General features: G+C 59.2%; 24 protein-coding genes. 7 read left to right on the top strand and 17 right to left on the bottom strand.

What is annotated here, in order from left to right; all coding sequences use genetic code 11:
* The first annotated feature begins 62 nt into the window (after positions 1-62).
* The gene (locus DES53_RS19615; protein WP_113960002.1) at positions 63-557 is read left to right on the top strand and encodes a YiiD C-terminal domain-containing protein; all 495 of its coding nucleotides are present in this window, start codon (positions 63-65) and stop codon (positions 555-557) included.
* A 106-nt stretch (positions 558-663) separates the two neighbouring features.
* Entirely contained in the window at positions 664-1,302 is a 639-nt protein-coding gene (locus DES53_RS19610; RefSeq protein WP_113960001.1) for an MOSC domain-containing protein, read from the top strand.
* A 72-nt stretch (positions 1,303-1,374) separates the two neighbouring features.
* Here DES53_RS19610 and DES53_RS19605 read toward each other — a convergent pair whose 3' ends face one another.
* The 9 genes from DES53_RS19605 to DES53_RS19565 form a co-directional block, all read right to left on the bottom strand.
* Entirely contained in the window at positions 1,375-2,034 is a 660-nt protein-coding gene (locus tag DES53_RS19605) for a DUF4198 domain-containing protein (protein ID WP_113960000.1), read from the bottom strand.
* 49 nt (positions 2,035-2,083) lie between these two features.
* Positions 2,084-3,121: a Kelch repeat-containing protein gene (locus DES53_RS19600; protein WP_170157233.1), complete on the bottom strand. Its 1,038-nt coding sequence runs from the start codon at positions 3,119-3,121 to the stop codon at positions 2,084-2,086.
* A gap of 550 nt (positions 3,122-3,671) precedes the next feature.
* Positions 3,672-4,586: a helix-turn-helix transcriptional regulator gene (locus DES53_RS19595; RefSeq protein ID WP_113959998.1), complete on the bottom strand. Its 915-nt coding sequence runs from the start codon at positions 4,584-4,586 to the stop codon at positions 3,672-3,674.
* Positions 4,587-4,709: 123 nt separating this feature from the next.
* The gene (gspG, locus tag DES53_RS19590; protein ID WP_170157232.1) at positions 4,710-5,138 is read right to left on the bottom strand and encodes a type II secretion system major pseudopilin GspG; all 429 of its coding nucleotides are present in this window, start codon (positions 5,136-5,138) and stop codon (positions 4,710-4,712) included.
* Positions 5,139-5,325: 187 nt separating this feature from the next.
* Positions 5,326-6,081 carry a CAAX prenyl protease-related protein gene (locus DES53_RS19585; protein WP_113959996.1) on the bottom strand — a complete coding sequence of 252 codons (756 nt, stop codon included), beginning with the start codon at positions 6,079-6,081 and terminating at the stop codon, positions 5,326-5,328.
* Positions 6,082-6,126: 45 nt separating this feature from the next.
* Entirely contained in the window at positions 6,127-7,320 is a 1,194-nt protein-coding gene (locus DES53_RS19580; RefSeq protein ID WP_113959995.1) for an aminotransferase class I/II-fold pyridoxal phosphate-dependent enzyme, read from the bottom strand.
* Positions 7,317-7,796 carry an Lrp/AsnC family transcriptional regulator gene (locus DES53_RS19575; protein ID WP_113959994.1) on the bottom strand — a complete coding sequence of 160 codons (480 nt, stop codon included), beginning with the start codon at positions 7,794-7,796 and terminating at the stop codon, positions 7,317-7,319. The genes DES53_RS19580 and DES53_RS19575 overlap by 4 nt, the downstream gene beginning before the upstream one ends.
* A 251-nt stretch (positions 7,797-8,047) precedes the next feature.
* Positions 8,048-9,133 (bottom strand): 6-phosphofructokinase, encoded by a 1,086-nt coding sequence (locus DES53_RS19570; protein WP_113959993.1) that lies wholly within the window; start codon positions 9,131-9,133, stop codon positions 8,048-8,050.
* A gap of 57 nt (positions 9,134-9,190) precedes the next feature.
* Positions 9,191-10,168: a D-alanyl-D-alanine carboxypeptidase family protein gene (locus DES53_RS19565; protein WP_170157231.1), complete on the bottom strand. Its 978-nt coding sequence runs from the start codon at positions 10,166-10,168 to the stop codon at positions 9,191-9,193.
* Between the two features lie 173 nt (positions 10,169-10,341).
* On the opposite strand from DES53_RS19565, the gene DES53_RS19560 reads away from it, so the two are divergent.
* Complete coding sequence (locus DES53_RS19560; RefSeq protein ID WP_113959991.1) at positions 10,342-10,761, top strand: ketosteroid isomerase-related protein; 420 nt, start codon at positions 10,342-10,344, stop codon at positions 10,759-10,761.
* Positions 10,762-10,808: 47 nt separating this feature from the next.
* Here the strand turns inward: DES53_RS19560 and DES53_RS19555 are convergent, their stop codons facing one another.
* The 4 genes from DES53_RS19555 to DES53_RS19540 form a co-directional block, all read right to left on the bottom strand.
* On the bottom strand, positions 10,809-11,120 hold the full coding sequence (locus DES53_RS19555) for a hypothetical protein (protein ID WP_113959990.1): 312 nt from the start codon (positions 11,118-11,120) through the stop codon (positions 10,809-10,811).
* Between the two features lie 42 nt (positions 11,121-11,162).
* Positions 11,163-11,546, bottom strand: coding sequence for a DUF423 domain-containing protein (locus tag DES53_RS19550; protein WP_113959989.1), 384 nt, complete (start codon positions 11,544-11,546; stop codon positions 11,163-11,165).
* A 103-nt stretch (positions 11,547-11,649) separates the two neighbouring features.
* Positions 11,650-13,038, bottom strand: coding sequence for an FAD-dependent oxidoreductase (locus tag DES53_RS19545; protein ID WP_113959988.1), 1,389 nt, complete (start codon positions 13,036-13,038; stop codon positions 11,650-11,652).
* Positions 13,039-13,067: 29 nt separating this feature from the next.
* A complete protein-coding gene (locus DES53_RS19540; RefSeq protein WP_113959987.1) occupies positions 13,068-14,312 on the bottom strand; it encodes a homoserine dehydrogenase in 1,245 nt (414 codons plus the stop codon).
* Between the two features lie 221 nt (positions 14,313-14,533).
* On the opposite strand from DES53_RS19540, the gene DES53_RS19535 reads away from it, so the two are divergent.
* Both DES53_RS19535 and DES53_RS19530 read left to right on the top strand, forming a co-directional pair.
* Positions 14,534-15,244 (top strand): SGNH/GDSL hydrolase family protein, encoded by a 711-nt coding sequence (locus DES53_RS19535; RefSeq protein ID WP_113959986.1) that lies wholly within the window; start codon positions 14,534-14,536, stop codon positions 15,242-15,244.
* Positions 15,245-15,444: 200 nt separating this feature from the next.
* On the top strand, positions 15,445-16,875 hold the full coding sequence (locus DES53_RS19530) for a hypothetical protein (protein WP_113959985.1): 1,431 nt from the start codon (positions 15,445-15,447) through the stop codon (positions 16,873-16,875).
* Between the two features lie 67 nt (positions 16,876-16,942).
* On the opposite strand, the gene asnB is transcribed toward DES53_RS19530, so the two are convergent.
* From asnB to DES53_RS19510, 4 genes are all read right to left on the bottom strand, one after another.
* Complete coding sequence (gene asnB, locus DES53_RS19525; protein WP_113959984.1) at positions 16,943-18,874, bottom strand: asparagine synthase (glutamine-hydrolyzing); 1,932 nt, start codon at positions 18,872-18,874, stop codon at positions 16,943-16,945.
* Positions 18,875-19,021: 147 nt separating this feature from the next.
* Positions 19,022-20,425 (bottom strand): carbohydrate porin, encoded by a 1,404-nt coding sequence (locus tag DES53_RS19520; RefSeq protein ID WP_170157230.1) that lies wholly within the window; start codon positions 20,423-20,425, stop codon positions 19,022-19,024.
* 215 nt (positions 20,426-20,640) lie between these two features.
* Complete coding sequence (locus tag DES53_RS19515) at positions 20,641-21,021, bottom strand: Dabb family protein (RefSeq protein ID WP_113960164.1); 381 nt, start codon at positions 21,019-21,021, stop codon at positions 20,641-20,643.
* Positions 21,022-21,066: 45 nt separating this feature from the next.
* On the bottom strand, positions 21,067-21,576 hold the full coding sequence (locus DES53_RS19510; RefSeq protein ID WP_170157229.1) for a DUF3592 domain-containing protein: 510 nt from the start codon (positions 21,574-21,576) through the stop codon (positions 21,067-21,069).
* 224 nt (positions 21,577-21,800) lie between these two features.
* On the opposite strand from DES53_RS19510, the gene DES53_RS19505 reads away from it, so the two are divergent.
* Both DES53_RS19505 and DES53_RS33885 read left to right on the top strand, forming a co-directional pair.
* The gene (locus DES53_RS19505) at positions 21,801-22,388 is read left to right on the top strand and encodes a DUF6642 family protein (RefSeq protein WP_113959981.1); all 588 of its coding nucleotides are present in this window, start codon (positions 21,801-21,803) and stop codon (positions 22,386-22,388) included.
* A gap of 123 nt (positions 22,389-22,511) precedes the next feature.
* Positions 22,512-24,773 (top strand): serine hydroxymethyltransferase, encoded by a 2,262-nt coding sequence (locus tag DES53_RS33885; RefSeq protein ID WP_281270184.1) that lies wholly within the window; start codon positions 22,512-22,514, stop codon positions 24,771-24,773.
* The last annotated feature ends 23 nt before the right edge of the window (positions 24,774-24,796 follow it).

The raw sequence follows: 24,796 nt of genomic DNA, 5'->3' as shown, positions 1-24,796 counted from the left end.
CATGCTCCTGCATCCCCACTTGCCTGTGGCGAAGCGCTTCCCATGGTGCGCAACCACGAATCATGCCCACCGACCCGCAGGCTCTTTGCCAGACAACCGAAGCGTACCTCCATGCCCAGATCCCCATCACCCGCGCGATGGGCGTGGGCATTGAGTCCTACGAAGCCCACACGGGCCACCTGGTTCTTACCGCCCCTCTTGAGACCAATCACAACCATCTTGGCACGGCCTTTGGAGGGAGCCTGAGCGCGCTGTGCACGCTTGCAGGCTATGCGCTGCTCTGGCTGGATCTCGAAGGGCAAAGTCGTGAAGAAGAAGCCGGCACGCACACCTCCAAGCCTCACGTCGTGGTGAAGGAAAGTACCATCTCCTATCTCCATCCGGTCAAGGAGCCCTTGATTCGCGTGGTGTGTGAGCGCCCTGATGCAGCTCTGATGCAGAGCTTTCACAGACAGTTCACCCAAAAAGGCAAAGCTCGCATCCAGCTCACCTGCACGGTCACCGAGAATGCACAGACCTGTGTGCGATTCACGGGTACGTATGTGGCGGTGCGGTGATGGTTTTTAATCGGCGGCACCAATCCGCCCACCGCAACCGTACTGTTGGCGTGAATCATGCGGCACGTTGTGCCGTCCGCTTGCACCCAACTCCCACTCTCGCCCCATGCAAATCCTCTCCGTGAATGTCGCCATGCCCCGCGTGATCGAAATCAACGGAAAGGCAGTGCCCACGGGTATCTACAAGGAGCCGGTGACCGGCCCGGTGGAGTTACGCAAACTGGGGCTCGCTGGTGATGGACAGGCAGATCTCACCGTTCACGGCGGGGAACATCAAGCGGTCTACGCTTATCCCATCGAGCACTATCCTCACTGGGCAAAATTCCTCGGCGCAGAATCACTGGCACACGGCACCTTCGGTGAGAACCTGACTACCAGCGGCCTTGTCGAAACGGAAGTCTGCATCGGCGATGTCCACCGCATGGGCAATGTCCTGCTCCAAGTTACCTGTGAGCGATTGCCTTGCTTCAAGTTCGCGCACAAGGTCGGTCGCCCTGATATCCTGAAGCCCTTCCTGCAAAGTGGCCACAGTGGCTTCTACTACAAGGTGCTCCAAGAAGGCACGCTCGCCATGGGAGACACCATTGAAATCGTGGAGCAGCACCCGCTGCGCGTCACGGTGCGCGATCTCCTCGGAGTCCATCGCCTCAATGAAGAAGCCACCGAGACGTTGGAGAAGCTCCTCACCATCGAGGCCCTCGCGCCCATTGTACGCAAGGACCTTGAAAAGCGCCTCGCCGCCTAGGGACAGTCATCACTTCAAAGAAGCTCCCACCGTCCCACTGCCGCACCGCTCACCGCTCACCGTGCTATCGATTTAGGGTTGCTTCCACAGCAGGGAGCAATTGTGGCTCAGCGCTTCGTAGGCCACGCCACCCGAGAACCCAGGAAGGTCTTCGCGATGATGCTTGCAATAGAGCAGGTAGTTACCGGACTTGCCGATGGTGAACTTGGCCTTGCCATCCTTGTCCGTGGTGAGTTCTTCTTCCTTGCCCTGCGGCGGCACGACAAAGACCTTCGTGTCGGCCATCGGCTTGCCCCGGAAAAACACCTGCACCTCACCAGGAGTCGCCGTCGGCACAATGTCGAACATCATCGCAGGCTTGGCCTCACCCGCGGCCGCATGGTGCCAGCGCGCATAGAAGTTCGGTTTGCGAGCCGGAGCATCGCCGCGCTTCATCACAGGAAAGCCCGTCTCTGCCGTCGCGCCCTTGGCCGTGGTCGCGCCAACCAGGAGGAAGTGATCCGCTTTCTTCTGCACTTCGAATGGCGCGGGCTTGCCGTCTTCGCCGGTGGTCCACGCCTGGGGTGCCGTCAGCGAATCGAGGTGTCCCGGTGACTTCTCATACTCTTCGCCATACTCCGCGAAGCGCACCACCAGCTTGCCATCCAGTTCCTCAATCCAGACTTCATGCGCGGAGATGGCGGATGTCAGGCAAAGCAGAATCGAGAGCGTGGAGAGGAAGCGTGGCAGCATGGACGTTCGGGAGTTTGTGAGGATTGAGAGGATATCAGAAAGGGAATGACTACTTCGCGCTCACGGTCGACGGCGGTGCGATGGTGACGATTTCCACGCTATCGATCGGCTTGGTGCCTTTGGTACCGCCGAGCGCAATGACCCGGCTGTTCTTCCAGGGTTCGATGTGGTGGAAAAGACGATGGGTCTGGAGCTCACCAACTTCGATCCAGGATTTCGCGTCCGGTGAGAGCGCGAAGATCTTCCCACCTGCAGGACTCACCAATACCCGTCCGTCCAGGGCACATGCAGCCGTGGCAAAGGCCTTGGTCTTCTTGGAGACGATGGGAATCTCGGGAAGCTTTTCCCATTTGCCGGACTTCACGTCATACACATCCGCATCCGCCGTCACCTCGTTCTTCTCATTCATGCCACCGAGTGCGTAGATTTTTCCCTGGCTCGCCACCACAGAGAGCGCACGGCGTTGGAAGGGCTGGGGCACACTTTGCCAGGCATCTGGCTTGGCAAGGTCCAGCACCAGCATGGTGTTGTGGTAGCCACGCTCCACCTCAGCATCATCCGGCTTCGTTTCGGATTTGCGCGTGTCGAGCGGCCATCCACCGGCTACGTAGAGCTTGCCATCCAGCACCGCTACTTCGTGACTGGACCTACCCGCAGGCAGGTTAGGAAGTTTTTTCCATTCCTTGACCGCCGGATCAAACATCATCGCGTGATTCAGCGAAAGCAGCTCCGCCTTCGAGCCCTCCTTATTCTGCGGCTGCATGCCACCGATGAGGTAGACCTTTCCCGCGTGCACAGCGAGACCAGGGCTTTGCACCTTCGGCCCCTCGCCTAGCGTTTCCCAGGCAGCCCCCGGCTTGGACAGATCGAGCCGGTTCAGTTTGCCGCTTGTCGTGTCCAGCGACCACTCATGCGTGCCTGCTTTGTGACCACCGTACGCGAAGAGTTGACCGTCCTCACTGATGGCGCCGCCGAAACTCGTCACCGCTTCGGGCAATGACGGCAGCGTGGAAGGCGCAGCATCCTCAGCCGCAACACCCGCAGAAAGCACCACTGCAAGGAAGGAAAGACATGGGAGTGCGAGCACGAATCTTCTGGAGCGAGGCCATGAGGAGGTTTGCCGGGAATTCATGAGCAACTTGGGTGAGTGGATGAGTCAATCAGATCAACGGAACGGGCAGCGGCGGAGACATCTGACAGATGATTCGCGCCTGACGTTGCTTCTCGGTTTTCAACTCATGGCTCTCAATCGCTGACTCGTCTCCCGTTCTCCTCAGCGCTCCGCGATTGGCATATTCCTTTGCGACGCTCCATGCCTGCATGCGAGTGCCGCACCCCGTGCTGGGGAAGGGGGACTTGGACATCCCGCCAGCCGCGCCATTTTTTGGTGCCAACAGTTGCTCAGGCTGTCAGCATGGACACGGCCAGCAGGATGCCCCTCACCCGGCACCACCCGGTGCCGAAATTGGTCTTGGGAGTGTTGAGAAAAAGTTTTCCGGTCCGCCGTCCGCTGCGTGAACCGTGCAGAGACCCATCGCCTTCGCTGCCATGAGCCGGGAAGACTCGGGCGAGCTGTTATTGCGATTTCGTCTCAAGTGCATGGCGGAATGATAGCGAGATTGGGAGGCTTGCTTGACTCAGGTTGCTGGCTGCTGTGCCGCAATTGGCAACATTCCGCCGTGGGCGCGGTAGGTGGTCGGAGTCGAACCGACCTCACGCACAAACGCCCGAGTGAAGGCGCTGAAGCTTTCGTACCCCACTGCCAGGGCGATCTCGCTCACGCTTTGCCGCGTGGTGCGGAGCATGAGGGCCGCGCGCTCCATGCGCTTTTGCCTGAGAAACTCTGGCATGGTCTTTCCCGTGAGCTTCCCAAAGAGCCGGCTGAGATGGAATGGCCCGCAACCTACCTCCTGAGCCAGCATTTCCAGCGTGGGAGGATTTTCCAGATCCCGTTCGAGGAGGAAGAGAGCGCGCTCAAGGCTCTCCCTTCCGGCAGGTTCGTTTGAGGTGTTCATCGGTTGGATGGCTGGGGCAAAGAGAGTCAGAGAGGCGAGTTCCATCACCTTGGCCTGAAACCAGATGGGAAGGCATGCCGTGTGGGCAGGAGGGGTGCTGAGCTGCTGTGCCAAGCTGAGCACCACGGTGGGCACACGGGACACATCCCCCTGACCGATACGATTGACGGTGACGCTCTGTACGACTTCGTGCGACGGCCGTACCCCGCGCTCCACGCCACCGAGCTGCGCCATCAGGTGGGGAGCCAGCTCGACCATCAGGCCCCGATGCCGCCCTCCCTCCAAAGCAATCCATTGCGATTCAGGGCGCACCTTGGAGGCCACCACAAGCTGCTCCGAAGCAATCCTCACCTGGCCATCCTGGCTCGCAAACACCAGTCGACCCGTGAAGCTCAAGGCCATGACCGTGGACTCTGAGGAAATGCCAAACTCAAGCCTCGTGTCCCTTCCCGCATGAAAGCGCCAGATGCGGATACGAAAACCGTCCGCACGCAGGTCTCCGTGGAGAGTCTCAGGGCGAATGGAGGCTGCCGTCATGAGCTGCTTCTAAAGCACCTGAGACGCAATTGCAATAAGAATTCAGCCGTTCGTTCAAATTATGCGACCACCCCTGCTTGCGAGGCGTGATGCGGAGTCGACTCCGCTCTCCTCAAAAAGGAGCTACTGCCAATTCCCCACGTCATCCGCCGTGCCGTCGACCCCATCACTCCCCACCGAGTACAGGTCGTACCCATTCTTCGATTTGGTCGCGGGGTTCCGATACTTGTAGGGTTGCTTCCACGGGTCCTTGGGAAGTTCCCGCAGAACGGAAAACCACTGGCTGGGGAGAGGCGGCTCGGTGGGCCTTTCCATGAGAGCCTCCAGCCCCTGGGCCGTAGTCGGATAGGTTGCAGCGGCAGTGCGATAGGCGTTGAGCGCGGCGCTTATCATCATGAGATTGACCTGGATCGTCTGCCGCGCCGCTCCCTCGTGGAACTCCTTGTACTTCTGTGTCCGGAACTTATTGAGCAGGAAGAGTGATGCCACAGGCACGGCCAAGCACAGCAACCCGATGAACGCCCAGCCAAAAATACCAATGCTACATCCCATTCTCGGAGATTGCTGAATGGGTTCCCTTTCGGGCAGTGGAGACAGGGGCGTGTTCTCAGGCATGAGAGGCAGGCGGTGACAATCGATAGCTCTCGACAATTACACCTCAATTCACAAACCCAGCCATACACGATTCATTCATCCTCTGCACCAAGACGAACCCTCTTGTCCGTAACAGGCAAAACACTTACCAGAAACCCCACTGCTTCGTGCTCACCACATAGATGCCCAAAAGCAGATTCGCCACGGCATGCATGAGCACGCACGCCGCGAGACTCTTCGTCCTCACGGCCACGAAATACACAAGGCTGCCCCAGATGAGCGCCCCGAGATAATCCACGGGATGGTGGGCGAGCACCACTCCAGTGGTGACCACGGCAAAGGAGAACCATGTGTGTTTGCCGAAGGGAACTTTCCGGAAGTCATCCCCATCTGCGATGAGGTAGCGCATGAGAAAGCCACGCCAGAAAATCTCCTCCACCAACGGCACGATGAGCACGAGCCGGAGGAAACGCATCACGAGGGCTGCGGGATACCAAAAGGATTCGCTCTGGAAAAAGCTGGGATCAAAACCATCCTTCCGCTCCGCAAAGCCGAACCACTCGGCCCACTCGGGAATCGCATGTCCTGCCGCAGTGAGCTTCTGCCACAGGAGCGCCGGCAGGCACCACAGACAAATCCCAACAATACCCAACACTGCAGCCAAACCAAAGCCACGAAACGGCTGAAACTGGTAGTGCCGCCAGCCGAGCGCCAGCACCACGGCAATAATCACCGTCTGCGCGGGATAGACCCACTGCTCGGGCGAGTGCTTCCACCATGGCAGGTCAGGATTCTCCACCCCCACTGCTGAGGGTACCGCATTCAGCAGCATGAAAAGCGCCAGCGGCAGCACATGTGCCACCGCCGGGGACTTGATAGCTGGGAGAGAAACTTGAGGCATGCCGGGCAGCGGACTGCGAAGTGGCTACGCGGCACGCCGTCGGAATCAAGCCACCTTTCGTGACTTCACAAACTCCTCCATGCCGTCCATGGCCTTCACGAGAAGATCCGGCGCCGTGGCATAACAGCAACGCACGCACTTCTCACCCGTGGGACCAAAGGCATTGCCAGGGACCACCGCCACGCTTTTCTCTTCGAGAAGCTTCAGCGCGAAGTCACGGCCGGAAAGTCCCGTGGAGCTCACATCCGGGAACACGTAGAACGCACCACCGGGATTGAAGCAACTCAGGCCCATTTCATTGAGGCGGCGCACCACAAAGTTGCGGCGCTCCTCATAGCTCTGGCGCATGGGCTCAATCACCGTCGTACCCTGATGCAGCGCTTCCAGCGCCGCCACCTGGCTCATGATGGGAGCGCAGAGCATGCAGTACTGGTGAATCTTCATCATCGCCTCACGCAGCACCGCAGGCGCACACGCGTACCCGAGACGCCATCCCGTCATGGCAAAAGCTTTGGAGAAGCCATGCAGCAGCACGGTGCGCTCACGCATGCCGGGGAATTCCACGATGCTCTTGTGCTGGCCACCGTCATACAGCAGTTCGCTGTAGATCTCATCGGTGAAGCAGAGCAGGTCATGCTTCACGCAGAGCTGGGCGATCTTCTCCAGTTCCTCCGGAGGCTCGATCGCGCCCGTGGGATTCGTGGGGAAGTTCAGCGCAATGACCTTGGTCTTCGGCGTGATGGCTTTTTCCACGTCCTCTGCGCGCAGGGCGAAGTTATCCTCCAAGCGGGTATTCACCGGCACGGGCACACCATACGCCATGGTGATGCTCGGCCCATAGGACACATAACACGGCTGGTGATAGATGACTTCATCACCGGGATCCAGCACCGCACGGAAGGCAAGGTCCAGCGCCTCACTCACACCCACGGTCACGAGGATTTCCGTCTTCGGATCGTAGGTCACGCGGAACTGGCCGGCGACGTACTCGCTGATGGCCACGCGCAGGGACTCCAGACCGAGATTGCTCGTGTAGCTGGTCTGACCTTTTTCAAGGGAACGAATCGCGGCCTCACGGATGGGCCAGGGTGTGGGCTTGTCAGGCTCGCCTACACCCAGGGAAATGACGTCACTGCGACCAATGACGAGCTCGAAGAAATCGCGGATGCCGCTGCGGGGAATGCCGCTGAGCTGCCGGGACAGTTTATTGGAAAGGTCCATTTGGCGGGGCAGGCTCATGGCGAAACTGGCAGGGGACCTTCCGTGGACGGCGTATTCAGCAGGAAGCCGTCATGCTTGTAGGTGCGGAGCTGGAAATGTGTCGCCGTCGAAAGAACGACATCCAGGGTGCTGAGTTTTTCCGCCACGAAACGAGCCACATCATAGAGATCCGCTCCTTCCACGACCACAATGAGGTCATAGCCACCGCTCATGAGGTAGCAGCCCCTCACCTGTTCATACTGGGAGACGCGCCGCGCAAAACGATCAAAGCCGCCACCGCTCTCGGGCGTGACCTTCACTTCGATGAACGCCGTGACGCCACGCTTGCCGATCTTCTCCTGATCAATGACCGCATGGTATCCCAGAATGGTACCGGCCTTCTCCAACTCGGCCACGCGGAAGGCGACATCGGCCTCGGCGAGGCCGAGACGGTTGGCGATTTCCTTGTTGGTGAGGCGTGAGTTTTCTCGAAGGAGTTCCAGTATTCTATCCATGGTGGCCGAGACGCTAGCGCATTCCGGCCTGGAAGCCAATGGATTCGATGCTGTGCAAGGACAGCTTTTGCGACTCTGTCCAGCCTCAACACAGGGTTGATGGTCGAGAGTTGATAGCTGATGGCCTGAGAATGAGCCTCCCTCGAACGAGAGAGTGAGCCCTCTACCGGGCGGGGCTTCCCACCACCCAGAACTGCTTCAGAGTCAGGCTATCAACCATCGACCATAAACCATCTACTCCGCTGTTAGCCTCAGCGGTCGCCAAAGCTGATGCCAACAGCGCGGGCGGCCTGGACGACTTCGCTGGTCGGCTGCACGAGGCGCAGCTTGTTCACAGCCTCCTCGATGGGCACATCACCCACGTGGTAGCTCTGGTAGCTGACCATGCGGCCATACTTTTGCTCCTTGATGAGGTGCACCGCCTTCACCCCGAAACGGGTGCCCAGGATACGGTCCAGAGGCGTGGGAGAGCCCCCGCGCTGGAGGTGGCCCAGACGCACGTCACGAGTCTCGTGCCCGGTCATCTTTTCCACGCTCTTGGCCACGTATTCGCCGATGCCGCCCAGCTTCACCTGGCGCTTCTCGGCATCCATCTGCTCGCGGGTCATGAGACCGCCGCCTTCCATCTCGGCCCCTTCTGCCACCACGATGAGGACGGAACGGTGTCCGGCAGCGTAGAGACGCTTCACGTGGGCAGCCACATTCTCCATGGTGAACTTGATTTCCGGCAGGAGCACGATGTCCGCACCGCCACCGATGCCACCGTACAGGGCAATCCAGCCGGCGTGGCGGCCCATCACTTCCACCACCATCACGCGCTGGTGGCTGTCCGCCGTCGTGTGCAGGCGGTCCAGGGCGTCGACCACCGCGGCGACTGCGGAGTCGAAACCGAAGGTCATCGCCGTTGCCTGAAGGTCATTGTCGATCGTCTTGGGCACGCCCACGACAGGCACACCTTCCTGGCAGAGCTGGAGACCGGTGGTCAGTGAGCCGTCGCCCCCCACCACGATCAGAGCTTCAATACCGAGGTATTTGATGGTGGCCTTGGCCTGCTCCATGATGTCTGCGGCGACTTGGGCCACATTGTCCACGCCGATCTTCACGGCAAAGTTGCCCTTGTTCGTGGTGCCCAGGATGGTGCCGCCCAGTTTCAGAATGCCGATGGTGCGCTCGGGGTCGAGTTTCACATGGCCAGGCCCATTGGGGAGGAGGCCTTCAAAGCCATCGCGGAAGCCAATTACCTCCCAGCCAAGTTCCGTGGCTGCTCCCACCACACCGTGAATCACTGCATTGAGTCCTGGACAATCGCCGCCGCTGTTGAGAATGCCGATGCGCATGGGTATTGGGTGTCTGAGTCTTGGGAGTTTTGAGGTGGGAGTATTGAGGAAAAAGAATCAGAAGGTGCCCAGCAGTTCCTTGGCATCCTGCACCGGTCGACCGGCCTGGAGCCACTGGTCATAGCCGCCCCAACCCTGCTGGAGTACGGCAAGACCTTCTGTGAAGGGATCTGCGGAGCCCAGAACGATGGCCACCATACGATGGCGGTACACCACGCTCGCACCTGAGGCGGGATCCTTGTTCACCGTACCGGGACGCTCTTCGGTGACGATGACACAACCTCCGGACATCGGTGTGTTGCCGGTCTTGATGCCATCGATGTTGCCACGGCGCAGCAGCGCGTTGGTGTTCTGAAGGGGAACCGTCAGAGGAGCGCCGCCACGGAGGACAGTGATGTTCCGCGAGCGCTGGTTCGTGTAGAAGCGGAAGGGCGCGCGGGAGATGGCGTACATGCTCAGGCGGGCCATGTCTGCCGCTGTGGAGAAGGGCGTGCTGCGACTGTTCTCGAACCCATGCGGATTGGTGAAGCGGGTCTTCTTCATGCCTTCACGCGCTGCCAGCTTGTTCATTTCCCCAACGAAAGTGGCAATGGGATCGCCACCGCGACCACGGCGGGCATTGATGTCATTCCCCACGAAGGCGGCCAGCGTGGTGGCGGCGACATTGTCAGAGGACATCATCGCGGCATAGATGAGATCGCGCAGAGTAATCTGGTCGCCGGGAGCAAGACCGAGGCTGTTCGAACCAGCAATCTGCAGGTCTGACTGCGACACCGTGGCAAGAGTGTTCAACGGCACCTTGGTCACGTCTGACCAATCCAGCGCCACCAGTGCCGTGGCCACCTTGGCAAGTCCGCCGACGGGACGCTTCACATTGCCACCTGACTCCACGTGAATCTTCTTGTTGTAGACATCGACTGCGATGACGCTCGTCTGAGCAAAAAGCGCGCCAGAGATCAAGCACATGCCGGAAAGCACCAGCAGGCGAAAAAGGCCGGAGACACGCGCGGACAGGACAGGGGTCGGACGGAGCATGGGCGGGCAGGATAGCGGGACTAAAGGACGGTGCAAGTTTTCCGTCCGCATGGCGGGGTGTCCAAGGGAGCGGAAAAGACATGCCCGTGTGTTCTCAGGCCATGTGTTTCTGGTTGCGCAGGATGCGAGCCGTTTGCATGGAATGTTCGCCCCACACCCCAAGTCATCACGCCATGCCTTCCACTCGCGAACAAGCCCTCGCCCTCATCACCCGCTACTACGAGACCTTCAATGCGGGGGACCGTGAAGCTTTCCTGGAACTCCTCACGGATGATGTGAAGCATGACATCAACCAGGGTGGATGCGACGTGGGCAAGGAGAACTTCCGCACCTTCCTCCAGCGCATGGATCGCAGCTACAAGGAACAGGTGTGCGAGCTGCAGGTCTTCGGCTCGGAAGATGGTTCCCGGGGCGCGGCCGAGTTCTTCATCGATGGCAAGTACATCAGCACAGACGAAGGCCTTCCCGAAGCCACGGGCCAGACCTACTACCTGCGCGTGGGTGCCTTCTTCGACATCCGCGACGGGAAAGTGGCCCGCATCACGAATTACTACAACCTTCAGGACTGGTTGAAGCAGGTGGGGGCGGTGTGAGCGAGCCCAGACAATCGCAGAAAGCCGCGGATCGGAGCTGCCTCGCCTCACTTGCGAGACTTGGGAAATGAAGTGGAATAGCTGCCATCGCCCACGTCGTCCTTTCTCAGGATGATATGGAGTCGGGTCCTACCATCCACACTCATCATGCCATTGAAGTGTTCGTGGTACTCTGAGTCGTTGGAAGTATCCTGCTCCGCGAACTTCTTGATAAACTCAGCGAGTTTCAGATAGTGAGCTCTATTTCCAATCAAGTTGATCTGCAGGCCCGCGGGCGCCTCAGCTGAATCTTTTGGATTCCAGAGACCATCTTCAAGGTGCTCTTCAGCAACCAGAAACGAAATAGTTGGAGCGGACATCTAATTGAAGACGGAACTTCCTGCCGTTCGCGACGTCACATCTCACTTCCTGAGCGCTGTCAGAACCCAACCAGCAAGGAGCAACATACCTCCAATCGGCACAATCGCACCCATCCACTTCAAACCCGTGATGGCCAGCATGTAGAGACTGCCGCTGAAGATGTTCACTCCAATGACGAAGCTATAGCTCGCCAGCTTGCCCTGATGCTTCTCCGGGCATCCGAAGGCCAGGACAAGCAGCACGACGGCATGCACCAGGTGGTAGAACACACCCGTCTCCCAGATATCCAGACGGTACGCCGCCTCCACCGCATCAAGCGTCTCCTTCCAGTGATCCTTGAGGGCATGGGCACCGAACGCACCGAGCGCGACACCTGTAAATCCCAACACGCAGGCGGCACGAAGCTTGACGGGAGAGAAGTTCATCCGCCCATCCTAGGCGGAACTCCATGAACCGCAAGGGAGACGGGTAATGGCTGCATGGACGGGCGATCCGCGATTGCGCGGCCCACGCAAAGCCACGCGGTCTCTACTGGGAACCCAGCCTCTTCAGCGCTGTCTGTGCGGCAGTCGCTCCCATGCGCATGGCGGAGTGCATGTTGGGATACTTGAATCCGCCCTGGCGGCCGGTGGTTTGCAAATTGGGGATGCTCTTCACCCAGCCAGTCACCTTTTCCAGATAAGGCTCGAAGCCGAGTGCAAAGATGGGATAGCCGGTCTCACCGTGCAGCACGTGTGTCTCCACCACGTCTGCCTTGGTGCAGATCTTCTCGGCTTCAAGATCCTTGAAAATTCGGTCCTTCATCTCCTCCGTGCCCTGCCACTTGGCATCACCCAGTTCGCAGGTGGTTTCCACGATCAGCACCGTGTGCCCTTCGGGCTTCACGGTCAGGCCGGCGTTCTTCGGTTCGCCCACGCGATGGAAGGCGCGGTCACGGTAGTAGATGTACAGAGCATCGAGGCACTTCTCCTTCCTCACCAGCAGACCATAGATGGCGATGGGCTTGAATCGGAGTTCCTTCGCCGCGTCCAGCACCTCCTGGGGAGGTGGCGGTTCGGTCTTTTGCACCAGCCACGGCATCGGGATGGTGGAAATGCATTCGTCGCAGACGACGGAGTGCTCGGCGCCATCCTTCTGGTAGTACACCTTCGAGACTCTTCCTTCGCTCAACTCAATGCGCGAAACATCAGCGCCCACGACGACTTCCCCACCCTGCTCGCCAATTGCTTTGGCAATCGCCCGGGGCATGGCTTCAGCTCCCGTACGCGAATAGTGCAGCGTTTCCTCGTGCAACGCGCTGTCGACTGCCTTCACACCCTTGTCCTTCACGCCCAGCTTGCCGAACGCCTTCTTCAGCACGTCCACCGCGCTGAGGCGGGGCATCTTCGTGGTGATGAACGTGGCGCTCAACTCCTTGGGGTGAATGCCCCAGTAGCGATGCGTGAAGTCCTTGAAGAAAAAGCGATACAGCGGGGAACCGTAAAGCTGGATGAGCGCCTGCTCCGCGTTCTTCGGAGTCCAGGGCACCAGGCTCTTGCGGATCTGCGCGTAGAAGAGGCCAATGGTATAGAAGGCCAGGATGGGCAGCGGGATGCCCTTGATCATGTCCTGAAACTGCAGCGGGTAGCGGTAGAAGGCACCAGCCCAGCGAATCTTCGCATCAAGTTGCACGGGAATGCTCTCATCCCCCATGAGTTCCATGATGTCCTCATAGATCTCCTTGTCGAACTCGTGCAGCATGTGGCAGCCGAGGTCGTACCAGTTTTCACCACGCTGATGGGAGGTCGCGAGTCCACCGGGACGCACGTCCTTTTCCAGCAGCGTCACCTTCACACCCACTCGTGAGAGCACCCGGGCTGCGTACAGGCCGCATGGCCCTCCGCCAAGGATCACGACGTGCTTGTTCGAGGAAGACATTCCAGGCTCGGGGTTCTGGGGCTGATGGCTCAGCGGGCGAAAAGCGCCTTCTGCTTCTCCCAGAGTTCGGTCATGCGGTTGGCGGGAATCTCGATGTCATCCCACGTCAGGGGTTCATCCTTCTTCACCGCCCGCTTGAAGACAGGACGGGCGTCCGAGTCCTCAATATCCAGCACACCTTGGGGCACATGGTTCGCAGCATCCGCCTTCTTTGCCTCGTCGATGAGGCCGTAGACTTCATTACCACCGATGGCGTGCTCCACGCGAGTACCGGCGGGAGCGTCCGCCTTCACATAAGCGAAGGTGTCCGTCACACGACCGGCGCGCATGGTCAGCACCGCCTTGCCATACATGGCAGCCAGAGCCACGGCACGCGGCGTCTCGAGGTGGCACAGGTGGTAGGGGCGCAGGAAGACGTAGTACGGGTGCTTGTTCGTCACCTTGTAGTAGTTCATGTAGCGCTGCTGGAACGTGCTGTCGCAGCGCGCGACCACGTACACACCACCACCATGTTCCTTGGCGCCGAGGACGTAGTCCACACGGCCCTGACCGTTGTACTTGTCGAAGTCGAAGAGATCCACCACGTCCTGCATCTTGGTGGCGCGGGGGCCTTCCATGCCGGGAACGATGGGCGTCAGGCCGTATTCATTGGCGATGACGGACATCTCAATGTTGAGCTTGGAGCCGTCCGTGTAGGCCAGGCACTGCACCGTGGAAAGGCCGAGCTGCTTGGCGATGGGCTCAATGCCTTCGAGGGTCTGATGACGATCAAGGAAGCCCTTCATGTTGCCAGCCTGCACGATGTCAAAGCCCCACATCTCAATCTCTTCCATCATGCGGGCAAGCACGCCATGCTGGTCGCCGGCGTCGCTGGTCACGATGACGTTCTGCTTGCGGGCAAAATCACGCAGGAGATAGCCGAGAATGGCATCCACCTCGGCATTCATCAGCACGCAGTGGGCACCGCGATCAATCGCGCCGACGCAGTAGTCGTACGCCGCGATGACAGAATTGGTGGCTTCTACAAACACGTCAACCTTCACGCTCGAGTCGTGCAGCATGGACATGCAATCCGTCGTGATCTTCGTCGGCTTGCCATAGCGGGCCGCGCCGTTTTCCGCCGCCTTGATGTCCTTGTCCGCGACAAAGGACAACCGCATGCCCGGGGTGCGGCCAATCTGGTACGCGATGCCCGAGCCCATGGCGCCCGCTCCGACGAGGCCTACATGGATGAAATTTCCGTCCTTTTCGCGTTGTTTGAGTTCCTGAAGCATGATCTGGAAGGGCGATTCAACACGCGAACGGGGGGCTGTCAAACGGTATGGGCAATGTGCAAGTCCTCCTAAAATCCTGCAGGACCGCTTGATTCAGAGGCGAAATCGAGAAAAGACGGCCCTCCAGCAGTAGCAATTCCGGATAATTTTCGCGCACCGCCTTCACCCAACTTTCACGCCTGTCGAATCACCCGGACGGCGGAAAATTTTCTTATCCCCTCATGAAATTCCACCGCCACTCCCCCATTCCGGCCATCCTTCTCATTTTGGCCACCCTTTCGGCGTCCCAAGTCATCTCCCCCATCCTGGCTCAGGATGTTGCGCCGAAGCCTCCCCAGAAGGTCCTCATCCTCGGCAACAGCATCACCCGGCACGGCCCCAAGCCGGACATCGGGTGGACAGGCAACTGGGGCATGGCAGCAAGCGCAGAGGACAAGGACTTCGTCCACCTGATTGAAAAAGCCCTGACCGCTCGTGCCAATGCAAAGCCAACCGTACTGGCGGTAAACATTGCCGAGTTTGAGAGAAACTACGCTTCCTATGATGTGGATGCGAAGCTCAAGGACGCTGCGGACTTCGGGGCCGACCTCATCATTCTCGCCATTGGTGAGAACGTGCCTGCACTCACCACGGAAGAGTCGAAGGCACAACTCAAAGCCAGCGTGCAGAAGCTCCTCACCCGGTTGAAGGCGAACCGCAATCCACAGATCATCGTGCGCAGTTCCTTCTGGTCCAACACCGCCAAGGATGAAACGCTGAAGCAAGCCTGTCAGGAGTCCGGAGGTGTGTTTGTTGATATCAGCGCACTCGGAAAGGACGAATCCAACTACGCCCGATCCGAGCGCCCCTTCAAACACGAAGGTGTGGCCAGGCATCCGGGAGACAAAGGGATGCAAGCCATTGCTGATGCCATTGTGCGCGCCGTTCACTAGTCATCACTGAACTTAAGTGAATGTTTGGATGTCGCCTTCCAGAACCTCGACCTCCAGCAAGCACAAGCAAGACCGTCATTCTTCGGAGGGTCGGCGTAACTTTTGCGCCGACCCTCCGATTTCATAGGTAGCAAGAGAGAGCTGGCTCCACATCCAAATCGCCACTCTCCAACCACTCAACTCCTCCCATCCCTACGGCCATGCCTCCCGAAGAACTCGAAAGAAGAACCCAGCAAATCGTCCGCTCGATCGAGCAACTCGAGCAGGTCATGACTTCGGACACCGAGCGCCTGAAGAAGGTGGAGACTCTCTCAAAGCTGGCCACGGGTGGCAAGAAGCCGGACTACGACAAACTCACGGATCAGGAACTGCGCGACATGTTCGACGTGGGGATCAAATCCACCACGATCAACAATCTCCCCGACGGTCTCGATCCCGAATCCGGGGTTGTCACGAATCAGCACCCCCACAGTGTGATAGGAGTAATGGAAGCGGGCCTTACCTCCGCCACCATGTCCAGGGAGCAGCTCGTCACTGCAGTCGACGACCTGCTGAAGCACAACAACTACAACATCCATCCCATGGTGCTCGCCGAAGCCCAGATCATGATGATCTCCGCCGGCAGTGCTGAGATGGATGGCAAGGTGGAGAAGGTCATGTTCGACAACATGAACCTCGAAACAGAGGAGGGTGAAGGATACAAGAACGAAGAGGTGCGGGAGCAGCTCAAGCAACTCAAGGCCCAGTCGAAGACCTTCGGCAAAACCGTCGAGGACACATCCACCTCCATTGTCCAGGGCGCGCTGCAAAAACAACTCGGCGCTGCTCAGGGCAAGAGCCCACAAGAGGTATCCAGCATCATCGAGCATGCCAAAGGCCGCATGAACGCCACCGACATGAGCGGTGGCACCAAGTCCCTGGCGAAGGTCAAGGACCAGAAGCTGGACCTCAGCGGTGCGAACCTCAAAGGCGTGGACCTTAGCCGGAGTGATCTCACTGGACTGAAGATCGATCCGAAGACCCTTTCACAAGCCAAGGGGGTCGAACAGGTTCGTGGCATCGATCCCAACGTGAAGGGCGCTGCCCTCACCTACCAGAAGATCGACAAGCTCGAGGCAGAACTCGACAAGCTGAAGAACCCCGGCATCCTCGACCGCATCAAGGCCATCCGCCACGGTGGCATCGAAGGCGCCAAGAAAGATCTCATCAACAAGATCGACAAGGCCAAGGAGGACATCATCCAGCGCATGGATTCCGCGATGTCCGAAACCCTGCAGAAGCAGAATCAGGAATCCATCGAAAAACTGGGTCACAGGCAGGACGAGCTCGCGCCAGGAGATCTGGCGTACCGTGAAGCCGAAAAACAGCGGAACGCCGCAGCGACGATTCAAGCTTTTGCAGAAGGCCCGCTCGGTGACGGCTTGTCCAAAGAAGGAAGGCAGGAGTTGCAAACCATCCAGGAAAAGAGCCAAAAGGTGATGAACACTAATGAAAAGGCCCACCTGGAACACGATAAGAATGACTTGGAGATCGAGGCCCTGAAAAAGAACGTCAGCGTGCGCGAATCCTTGGGCTCCAAGGTGAAGACTGAGCCCGAAGGCCCCAAGGTGGGTACCAGTGTGAAAATGTAGTCACTCAATGACCAGCTTGCCCCTTGGTGCAAGGGGCAAGCCATCTGGTGCTACCTCGAAGTTCGTCTCAATCAAATCGGATGCTCTTGTCCACGAACACCCGGTGCCACAGTTCCAGCACCACGAGGGACATGACCTGCTTGCAATACACGAACTCACGTGTGCTGCGCATGTTCTCCAGCAGACGGGTCACCTTCGCCGGGTCGAAGTAACCACGCTTCTTCACGGCATCCGGGTTCAAGGTCTCCGCGACGAGTGACTTGAACTGCGGCTGATCCAGGAAGTACTCGACCGGCAGGTAGAAGGGAATCTTCTGACGACGCGCGATGTGCTGGGGAAAGACCTTGTCCGCAAGCTGGCGCTCGATGAACTTGTCCGTGCCCTTGTTGATCTTCAGATGCGCAGGCATCGTGAAGGCCAGTTCAATCAAACGGTGATCGAGGAAGGGCAGGCGGTACTCCAGCGAGTGCGCCATGGTGTTCTTGTCCTGGCGGATGAGCGCCCAGTCCTGCAGCCATTCGTCGTACTGCAACTTCAGGAGTCGATCGAGGAAGGGTCCATGCTTGTCCTTTTCCTTCTCCTTCGCCATCCAGGCATCAGTGGCCAGATTCTTGAACTTCTCCGAGTACGTATCGCGTCTCTCATCCTGACTCCACAGCGTGCGCAGGGCATTGAAGTTGTGGTTCAGATCGCGGCCGCTGTACTTGGAAAGGAACTCCACCACGCGCTTCTTCCCCTGGCTGCCAAGGTCCGCCGGGAAGGTGAAAAACTTGTTCAGGATGCCGGGAGGCGTCGCCGCAAAGATGGGCGCCGCGATGGAAGTCACTCCCGGAATCATCCGGCGCATCTTCTCCACCTTCGTGATGACACCTTGGAAGGAATACCCTGCAAACGCCTCATCCGCGCCCTCACCACCGAGCACCACTTTCAGGTCCTTGCTCGCACCTTCCGCCAGCTTGTAGAAAGCGATGAGCAGCGCATCGCCCACGGGGCGATCCATGTGCCACACGATCTTGGGCAGCAGATCAAAGTCCTCCGGCTGGCAGATAATCTCATGATGCTTCGTGCCGAGGAAGGCTGCCGTTTCACGCGCCGCCGGCGTCTCATCCACCGGCGAGTCAAAGCCGACGCTGTAGGTGTTGATGTTGCTGCTGTAGCGCGTCATCGCCGCCACGGTGAGGGAGGAGTCTACTCCCGCGCTGAGATACGCGCCCACAGGCACGTCACTGCGCATGCAGAGTCTCACCGAGTCATAAAAGAGATGCTCCAGGGCTTCGAAATACTCTCCATCACTCTTGTACTTCGCCGTGCGCGCATCCAGCAGCGGCACTTCCCAGTAGCGCGCGATCTTCAGCGAGTTATCCGCCAGCTTGTAGTGCAGGTAGTGGCTCGTGGGCAGCTTGTAGATGCCCTTGAACATGGTCGCTGGCTCCGGCACATTCCGCAGCGTGAGGTACGGATCGATGGCCTCAAGATTCACCTCCGCCGTGTAGTGCTGGCTCTGCAGGATGCTCTTGGCCTCGCTCCCGAAAAGAAACCGACCATTCGCATGGTGGTAGTACATCGGCTTCTGACCGCAGCGGTCACGGGCAATGAAGAACTCCCGCTTCCGCGCATCGTAGAGGCAGAAGCCGAACATGCCGTTCATCCGCTGCAGCACGCCCTCAATCCCCCACTCCTCATATCCATGCACCACGCACTCGGTATCGCTGTGCGTGCGGAACTGGTGCCCCTTGGCCTCCAGCTCTTCGCGGAGTTCGACGTAGTTGTAGGTCTCGCCGTTGTAGCAGATGGCAATTGACTGGTCCTCGTTGAACACCGGCTGCCAGCCGCCTTCCAGGTCGATGATGCTCAGGCGCTGCATGCCCATGCTGAAGGGCACGCCCTCGGGCGCTTCATAGCGTCCCTGACCATCCGGCCCACGATGACGGATGACCCGCCCCATGCGGTCGAGCAGACCTTCTTCCTTGAATCCGGCGAAGCCGTAAATGCCACACATAAGAAATAGAGCGGGCACATGAGCAACCCATGTGCCGAAAAGCAAGCACGAGATGCAGTTACGAGCAGGGTGCCACCACCGGAAACAAAAAAAGCAGCCAGCGGAGTGCTGGCTGCTTTTGGCGTGAAATGAGCAGTTGCCCGCGGGCTAGAAGCGCAGCGTCGACTGCAGGATGAAGACCCAGGCGTTTTCAATCTCACCGGAGCCGCCGGGATGCATGGCGTACTGGAAGCTGGGCTGGATGGTCCACCAGGCCGCAAGCTGCACTTTGTAGTTCACCTCAATGGCCGCTTCGTAGTCTGCCACCACGAAGGAGCCCGGTGCGAGCTTGTTCACCAGCTTCTGGCCGCGGCGGATGTCATCGCTCATCTGGAGGTAGGAACCGCCGATGCCGAGGGTGTCGTAGTCGCGGGTGGGAATGAGTCCTCTCCAGACGAAGCCGCCGTCCACGCCGAACTGGGTGAGGTTGCGATCCGCCGGAGCGCCAGTGAACCGCAGGAAGGAATAGAGGCCCTGGCAGCCAGCGCGACCCAGATCTGCCTCACAGCCCGACTCACAGACCAGCATCTGCTCAAGGAGGGCGTAGAAGCCGTAGTTGCCGTCGTGTGTCTTGGCCCCGGAGCTGAGACCCGCGAAGCTCGTCACCACGTCATACACATCAGAGAACTCATCCGTGTGGTAGAAGGCGCCCAGCTTGAGGTCGCCAGGCAGGCACTTGCTGCCTTCCACATTCCAGCGGATGCCGGTCTCAAAGAACATCAGCGCCCCCTGGTCGTCGCTGAGGGAGAAATCCGTGCCGCCATCACCAAGGTTCGGCTCGCCGTCATAGATGCCGAAGTTCATGTAGAACTTCTTGTCCGGATTCCACTTCACCACCGCGCCGAGCGAGCCGTACGGAGAGGAGTTCAGCGCATGATTGCCGACCGGGAATCCGGGGATGTCATACAGATTGAAGACCAGCGTGGGGAAGAAAAACGTCTGGTTCAGGAAGGTGATGTTCGACAGGGAGTGGTAGAAGTCCGGCAGGATGAAGTCCGCATCCGCCGTCATGAGGCCGAGCTTCACCGTGAGGGAGTCTCCCAGCTTCTGCTCGTAATAGGCTTCCCAGAGACGGAAGTCGTTTTCGAAGTCCACGAGATTGCTCTTGTTGAAGTCACCCACGTGGTTCTTGGAGAACAATTCCCCGTGGAGGTCGACCCCGGACACGTGAAGGCGACCACCCTTCCAAAGACCAGCCTTCTCGGTGTCGAAGTCCGCAATCATGAGCATCGCGCCCTGATAGACCGTGCCTTCCTCGATGCCGCCATGCATGTTCGTGGGCATGGAGCCGATGTAGAAGAGCTCGAAGGACAGGCCGTTGTTGGCCAGATCCGTGCGCAGGCCACCCCAGTCACCCAGGAGATAGTCCTGCATGAAGAAGGCCTCCAAATCAGAAGGAGCTGGTGCAGAAGGCGGTGCGGAGGGAGCCGTTGGAGTGCCAGCATGGGCAAGGGAAAACCCGGAGAGGGCGACCATGGCGCACGCCAGATGGCGAAGAGAGCGGAGGTTCATGAGCGATTGGAGGGATGTGTGCGTGGGAGTACTCCAAATTTGAGCCTGAATCATTCCTTATACAATTAATATTTACAATAAATTTCCGACGAAATTGACCGTTTCTAAAGTAACTTTTAGCCTCAAAATTGCGAAAACCCCGGTGCCTTGCTCATGACACAAAGAAACTGAGGGCGGTACAATCACCGCCCTCCGACCAAGACGCTGCCTTAGGTTTACTTCCCGGCCACGTAGTCAATCACCAGCACCTTGTCGAGATACGGGCGAAGCGTCGCGCCGAACTCCTTGTGCGCGGGATGTGGAAGGTAGACTTCCAGGCCAGCCTTGTCCTTGAACGTAAGGAAGAAGCAATGCGTGAAGCCGCCGTCCTTCCCCTCCGGGCTCACATTGGTCCCGAACTCGAAGTCCACGATGGTGTCAATCTTGCCGGGCAATCCACGGAAGGCATCCTCCACCGTCTTCACCTGTGCAGGCGTGGTACCGTCCTTGAACTTGAACAGAACCACATGACGGTAAGGCGTATCGGCGGCAGAAGCGGAGGCAGTGGACATAAAGAGAGCCAGTACAACAGCGAGGAAGGCGGGCAATGATTTCATGCTGGCAGGAAATCCATTCTTCACGCTGACGTCAATGAGGCAGGACTAAAACCCGCCAAAATGTTTGGTCGGTGGAGAGCCGCTCGAAGTCCTCATGGAGGCTAGGAGCGAAGCGCCCCCATTGTAAAGATAGAGCCCTCCCATCACGGTGATCCCGATGGGCATCAACAACAGCCACTTCGACCAGGCGTAGTGGTCGCTGGGGAGGTCCACGTCCGCCACTTCTGCGGTAGAGGGGTCTTCAGGCAGGTACTTGATGGGTATCGAACTCGGGCTGTAGAAGTACTCGGAAGCATATTTGCTGAACACCTTGTCCGGCAGAGAAGAGCTACCCTTGTATTCTTTGCCATTCACCCGGTAGGTAAAGTCCACGCGATAGGATTTGCCCCCTCTGCCAGAACTGCTGGACGCGCCGCTGACAGTGCCAATGGAACGCACTCCGTGCTCCTGCAACGCGTCGTGCTTGCCCATCTCGCGCCATGAACCCCAAGTCGCCACGAGGCCGACGAGCAGGAAGACGATGCCTCCCAAGACTGCTTTGATCGATTCACCCACATTGCCCATTCCGCATCATTGCTGTCCCCAGCGCTTTTTCCAATGCCTCGTATACCTTTTTGGAGTGGACTGAGGGTTCTTTTGCCAACGCCCGGACGCGGCGACACCTCAACAATATTGACTATCAATGGGTTTCGATGGTTTCCCGGGATTCTTCATCTGAATTCTCCGTCACAACCCGCCTCTTGGATACACCCCAAGCGTATCCAATCTCGTCCCCAATCATGCCCCGAGTCCCGAAATACCTCAAGAACATCGCCTGCCTGGAATCGCTGTGGGATGAGGACTTGGAAAACCGCCTCAGCGTGCTGCCGATTCTTGAGCTGACCGCACGCACCACCTCGGCAAAATTCATCTACCTCACTTGCAACACGCAGGAGGAACTGGAGCACAATCTGGGCCTCTTCAAACGCAAGCCCTCCTACGGCATCCTCGTGCTCGCCTTCCACGGCGTCACCGGGAAGATTGAGCTCGGTGATAAGCTGGTTAACTTGAAGGCGCTGGCGAAGATGATGGGCAAACGCTTCCGCGGCTGGGTGGTGCACGTCGCCAGTTGCAGCACGGTGATGATTGACGAGGATCAGCTCACACAGTTCGTGGAAGCCACCGGCGTGGCCATGGTCATGGGCTACACAAAGCTGGTGGACTGGACCGAAGGCGCCGTGATGGACCTTCTCCTGCTCCGCTGGCTCCAATATTATCGGGACCTCGGAGCTCTCTGGAAGCACCTGCTGAAGAACTACCCCGACCTCATGGAGCTGACCGGACTCCAGGCCTTTCCCGCGCTGAACGGCGCGACGAATGGCAGTTGAGCAGGCACGGCACACGCGAGAAAGCGGTCAGGGACTTGGCGGACCTCCCGCCTTTTGACAAATCCCCGGAGCGGAGCAAGTTGTCTATCCCCCTTTCCGCAGCCACCTGCTCCCTTCCCGCTTGTGTCTTCCGCTCTGAAACGCGTCCTCTTCGTCTGCACCGGCAATACCTGCCGCAGTCCCATGGCGGAGGCACTCTTTCGTGGCATGGTGGCGGAGCGGCAGGACTATGCGGTACTCTCCGCAGGCGTGGGAGCCCATGAGGGAGACTTCCCCGCCACACACACCGTACAGCTTCTGAGAGAGCTGGGCTTCGACCTCTCCGGCCACCGGAGCCGGCAGATTTCCTCCGACCTGCTCAAAGATGTGACCCACATCTTTGCCATGAGCGCGGGGCATCTCCATGCGGTCGAGATGATGTATCCGGAGGCAGCAGACAAGGTCTACCTGCTCAGCGAGTTCTCACCGGATGACAGCATTCGTGGCCGGGACATCATGGATCCCTTCGGTGGTGGCCGCCGCGACTACGAGCAGACACTCAAGACGCTGCAGAAACTGCTGCCGACCATCCTCGCCTACATCGACCAGACTTTCGACAGGAACCACCAACCCACCGCCACCGCCACCGCACCGACGCCCCAAGCCATGCACTCCTCCGCCAGCGCCTCTGATCCCGCCGCCTCTTCCGCCACGAATACCCTGGTGCAGAGCATTGCCCTTGGCTCTGATCACGGCGGCATCGACCTCAAGGACGCTCTCGTGGCCCACCTGCGTGGTATTGGCAAGACGGTGCATGACCTCGGCACGCACGGTAAGGACAGCGTGGACTATCCCGACTTCGCCGAGGCGGTGTGCGCCCGCGTGCTGAGTGGGGAAGCAGACGCCGGCGTGCTGGTGTGCACCACCGGCATTGGCATGAGCATCACGGCGAACCGCCACCCCGGCATCCAGGCCGCGCTGGTGCATGATGCGAAAACCGCCGCCATCACCCGCGAACACAATTCCTCCAACGTGGTCTGCCTCGCCGGCACCACGACTTCCACCGCAGAGGGCATCGCCATTGTGGAAGCCTTCATCAACACCGCAACAGCCAGCGGTGAGCGCCACCTGCGCCGTGTGAACAAGATGAATTCCCTACGCAAGCGCGCTGCGGATGTGGTCCGCCAGAAGGACCCTGCCATCGCCGATGTCATCGAAGGCGAAGAGCAGCGCCAGCAGGGCAACATCGAACTCATCGCGAGCGAGAACTTCGCGAGCCGCGCCGTCCAGGCCGCGCAGGGTTCATGCCTCACGAACAAGTATGCGGAAGGCTATCCCGCACGCCGCTGGTACGGTGGCTGTGAAGAGGTGGACAAGGCCGAGCAGCTTGCCATCGATCGCGTGTGCGAACTCTTCGGAGCGAAGTATGCCAACGTGCAGCCGCACTCCGGATCGCAGGCGAATGCAGCCGTGTACTTCAGCGTGCTGCAGCCCGGCGACAAGATTCTGACCATGAACCTGGCCCACGGCGGCCACCTCACGCATGGTCACAGCGCAAACTTCAGCGGCAAATTCTATGAGGTGACCCACTATGGCGTGAGCGAGAAGGATGAGCGCATCGACTATGATGCCCTCGCCAAGCAGGCGCAGGAGGTGAAGCCCAAGATGATCACCGCCGGTGCCAGTGCCTATCCGCGTGTGATTGATTTCGCCCGCATGTCCGAGATCGCGAAGAGCGTGGGCGCCTATCTCTTCGTAGACATGGCTCACATCGCCGGTCTCGTGGCTGGTGGCGTGCATCCCTCCCCCATGGAGTATGCAGACTTCGTCACCTCCACCACGCACAAGAGCCTGCGCGGTCCGCGTGGTGGCATTGTGTTGACGAACCAGGAAGACCTCGCAAAGAAAATCAACGCCATGGTCTTCCCCGGCACCCAGGGTGGCCCGCTCATGCACGTGATTGCGGCGAAGGCGGTGTGCTTCCATGAAGCACTCCAACCCGGCTTCAAGGAATACCAAAAGCAGATTGTGAAGAACGCCCAGGCGCTCGCCGCCGAGCTCGGCACCCTCGGCTACCGCATCGTGAGCGGCGGCACGGACAATCACCTCATGCTCGTGGACCTGCGACCCCGCGGCTTGAACGGCAAGATTGCCTCCGAGACCCTCGACCACGCCGGCATCACCGTGAACAAGAACGGCATCCCCTTCGACACCGAGAAGATCACCCTCGGCGGCGGCATCCGCGTCGGCACTCCTGCTGTGACCACTCGCGGCATGAAGGAAGCTGAGATGAAGCAGATCGCTGCGTGGATCCACGAGGCACTCGAAGGCCGTGAGAAGCCCGAAGTGCTGGAGAAGATTCGCAGCGAAGTGGCGGAGTTGAACAAGCGCTTCCCGCTGCCCTGAACCTCGTGTTCAATTCAACATTA

Origin of the sequence: Roseimicrobium gellanilyticum (assembly GCF_003315205.1) — a bacterium.
GTDB lineage: Bacteria > Verrucomicrobiota > Verrucomicrobiia > Verrucomicrobiales > Verrucomicrobiaceae > Roseimicrobium > Roseimicrobium gellanilyticum.
Note: the sequence above shows the minus strand (reverse complement) of the source record. Positions and strands in the feature narration are given on the sequence as shown.

Excerpts from the sequence above, each read along its gene's own strand:
- DES53_RS19615 (WP_113960002.1), top strand. The coding sequence starts at position 63 with ATGCCCACCGACCCGCAGGCTCTTTGCCAGACAACCGAAGCGTACCTC.
- DES53_RS19610 (WP_113960001.1), top strand. The coding sequence starts at position 664 with ATGCAAATCCTCTCCGTGAATGTCGCCATGCCCCGCGTGATCGAAATC.
- DES53_RS19605 (WP_113960000.1), bottom strand. The coding sequence starts at position 2,034 with ATGCTGCCACGCTTCCTCTCCACGCTCTCGATTCTGCTTTGCCTGACA.
- DES53_RS19595 (WP_113959998.1), bottom strand. The coding sequence starts at position 4,586 with ATGACGGCAGCCTCCATTCGCCCTGAGACTCTCCACGGAGACCTGCGT.
- gspG (WP_170157232.1), bottom strand. The coding sequence starts at position 5,138 with ATGGGATGTAGCATTGGTATTTTTGGCTGGGCGTTCATCGGGTTGCTG.
- DES53_RS19585 (WP_113959996.1), bottom strand. The coding sequence starts at position 6,081 with ATGCCTCAAGTTTCTCTCCCAGCTATCAAGTCCCCGGCGGTGGCACAT.
- DES53_RS19580 (WP_113959995.1), bottom strand. The coding sequence starts at position 7,320 with ATGAGCCTGCCCCGCCAAATGGACCTTTCCAATAAACTGTCCCGGCAG.
- DES53_RS19575 (WP_113959994.1), bottom strand. The coding sequence starts at position 7,796 with ATGGATAGAATACTGGAACTCCTTCGAGAAAACTCACGCCTCACCAAC.
- DES53_RS19570 (WP_113959993.1), bottom strand. The coding sequence starts at position 9,133 with ATGCGCATCGGCATTCTCAACAGCGGCGGCGATTGTCCAGGACTCAAT.
- DES53_RS19565 (WP_170157231.1), bottom strand. The coding sequence starts at position 10,168 with ATGCTCCGTCCGACCCCTGTCCTGTCCGCGCGTGTCTCCGGCCTTTTT.
- DES53_RS19560 (WP_113959991.1), top strand. The coding sequence starts at position 10,342 with ATGCCTTCCACTCGCGAACAAGCCCTCGCCCTCATCACCCGCTACTAC.
- DES53_RS19555 (WP_113959990.1), bottom strand. The coding sequence starts at position 11,120 with ATGTCCGCTCCAACTATTTCGTTTCTGGTTGCTGAAGAGCACCTTGAA.
- DES53_RS19550 (WP_113959989.1), bottom strand. The coding sequence starts at position 11,546 with ATGAACTTCTCTCCCGTCAAGCTTCGTGCCGCCTGCGTGTTGGGATTT.
- DES53_RS19545 (WP_113959988.1), bottom strand. The coding sequence starts at position 13,038 with ATGTCTTCCTCGAACAAGCACGTCGTGATCCTTGGCGGAGGGCCATGC.
- DES53_RS19540 (WP_113959987.1), bottom strand. The coding sequence starts at position 14,312 with ATGCTTCAGGAACTCAAACAACGCGAAAAGGACGGAAATTTCATCCAT.
- DES53_RS19535 (WP_113959986.1), top strand. The coding sequence starts at position 14,534 with ATGAAATTCCACCGCCACTCCCCCATTCCGGCCATCCTTCTCATTTTG.
- DES53_RS19530 (WP_113959985.1), top strand. The coding sequence starts at position 15,445 with ATGCCTCCCGAAGAACTCGAAAGAAGAACCCAGCAAATCGTCCGCTCG.
- asnB (WP_113959984.1), bottom strand. The coding sequence starts at position 18,874 with ATGTGTGGCATTTACGGCTTCGCCGGATTCAAGGAAGAAGGTCTGCTC.
- DES53_RS19520 (WP_170157230.1), bottom strand. The coding sequence starts at position 20,425 with ATGAACCTCCGCTCTCTTCGCCATCTGGCGTGCGCCATGGTCGCCCTC.
- DES53_RS19515 (WP_113960164.1), bottom strand. The coding sequence starts at position 21,021 with ATGAAATCATTGCCCGCCTTCCTCGCTGTTGTACTGGCTCTCTTTATG.
- DES53_RS19505 (WP_113959981.1), top strand. The coding sequence starts at position 21,801 with ATGCCCCGAGTCCCGAAATACCTCAAGAACATCGCCTGCCTGGAATCG.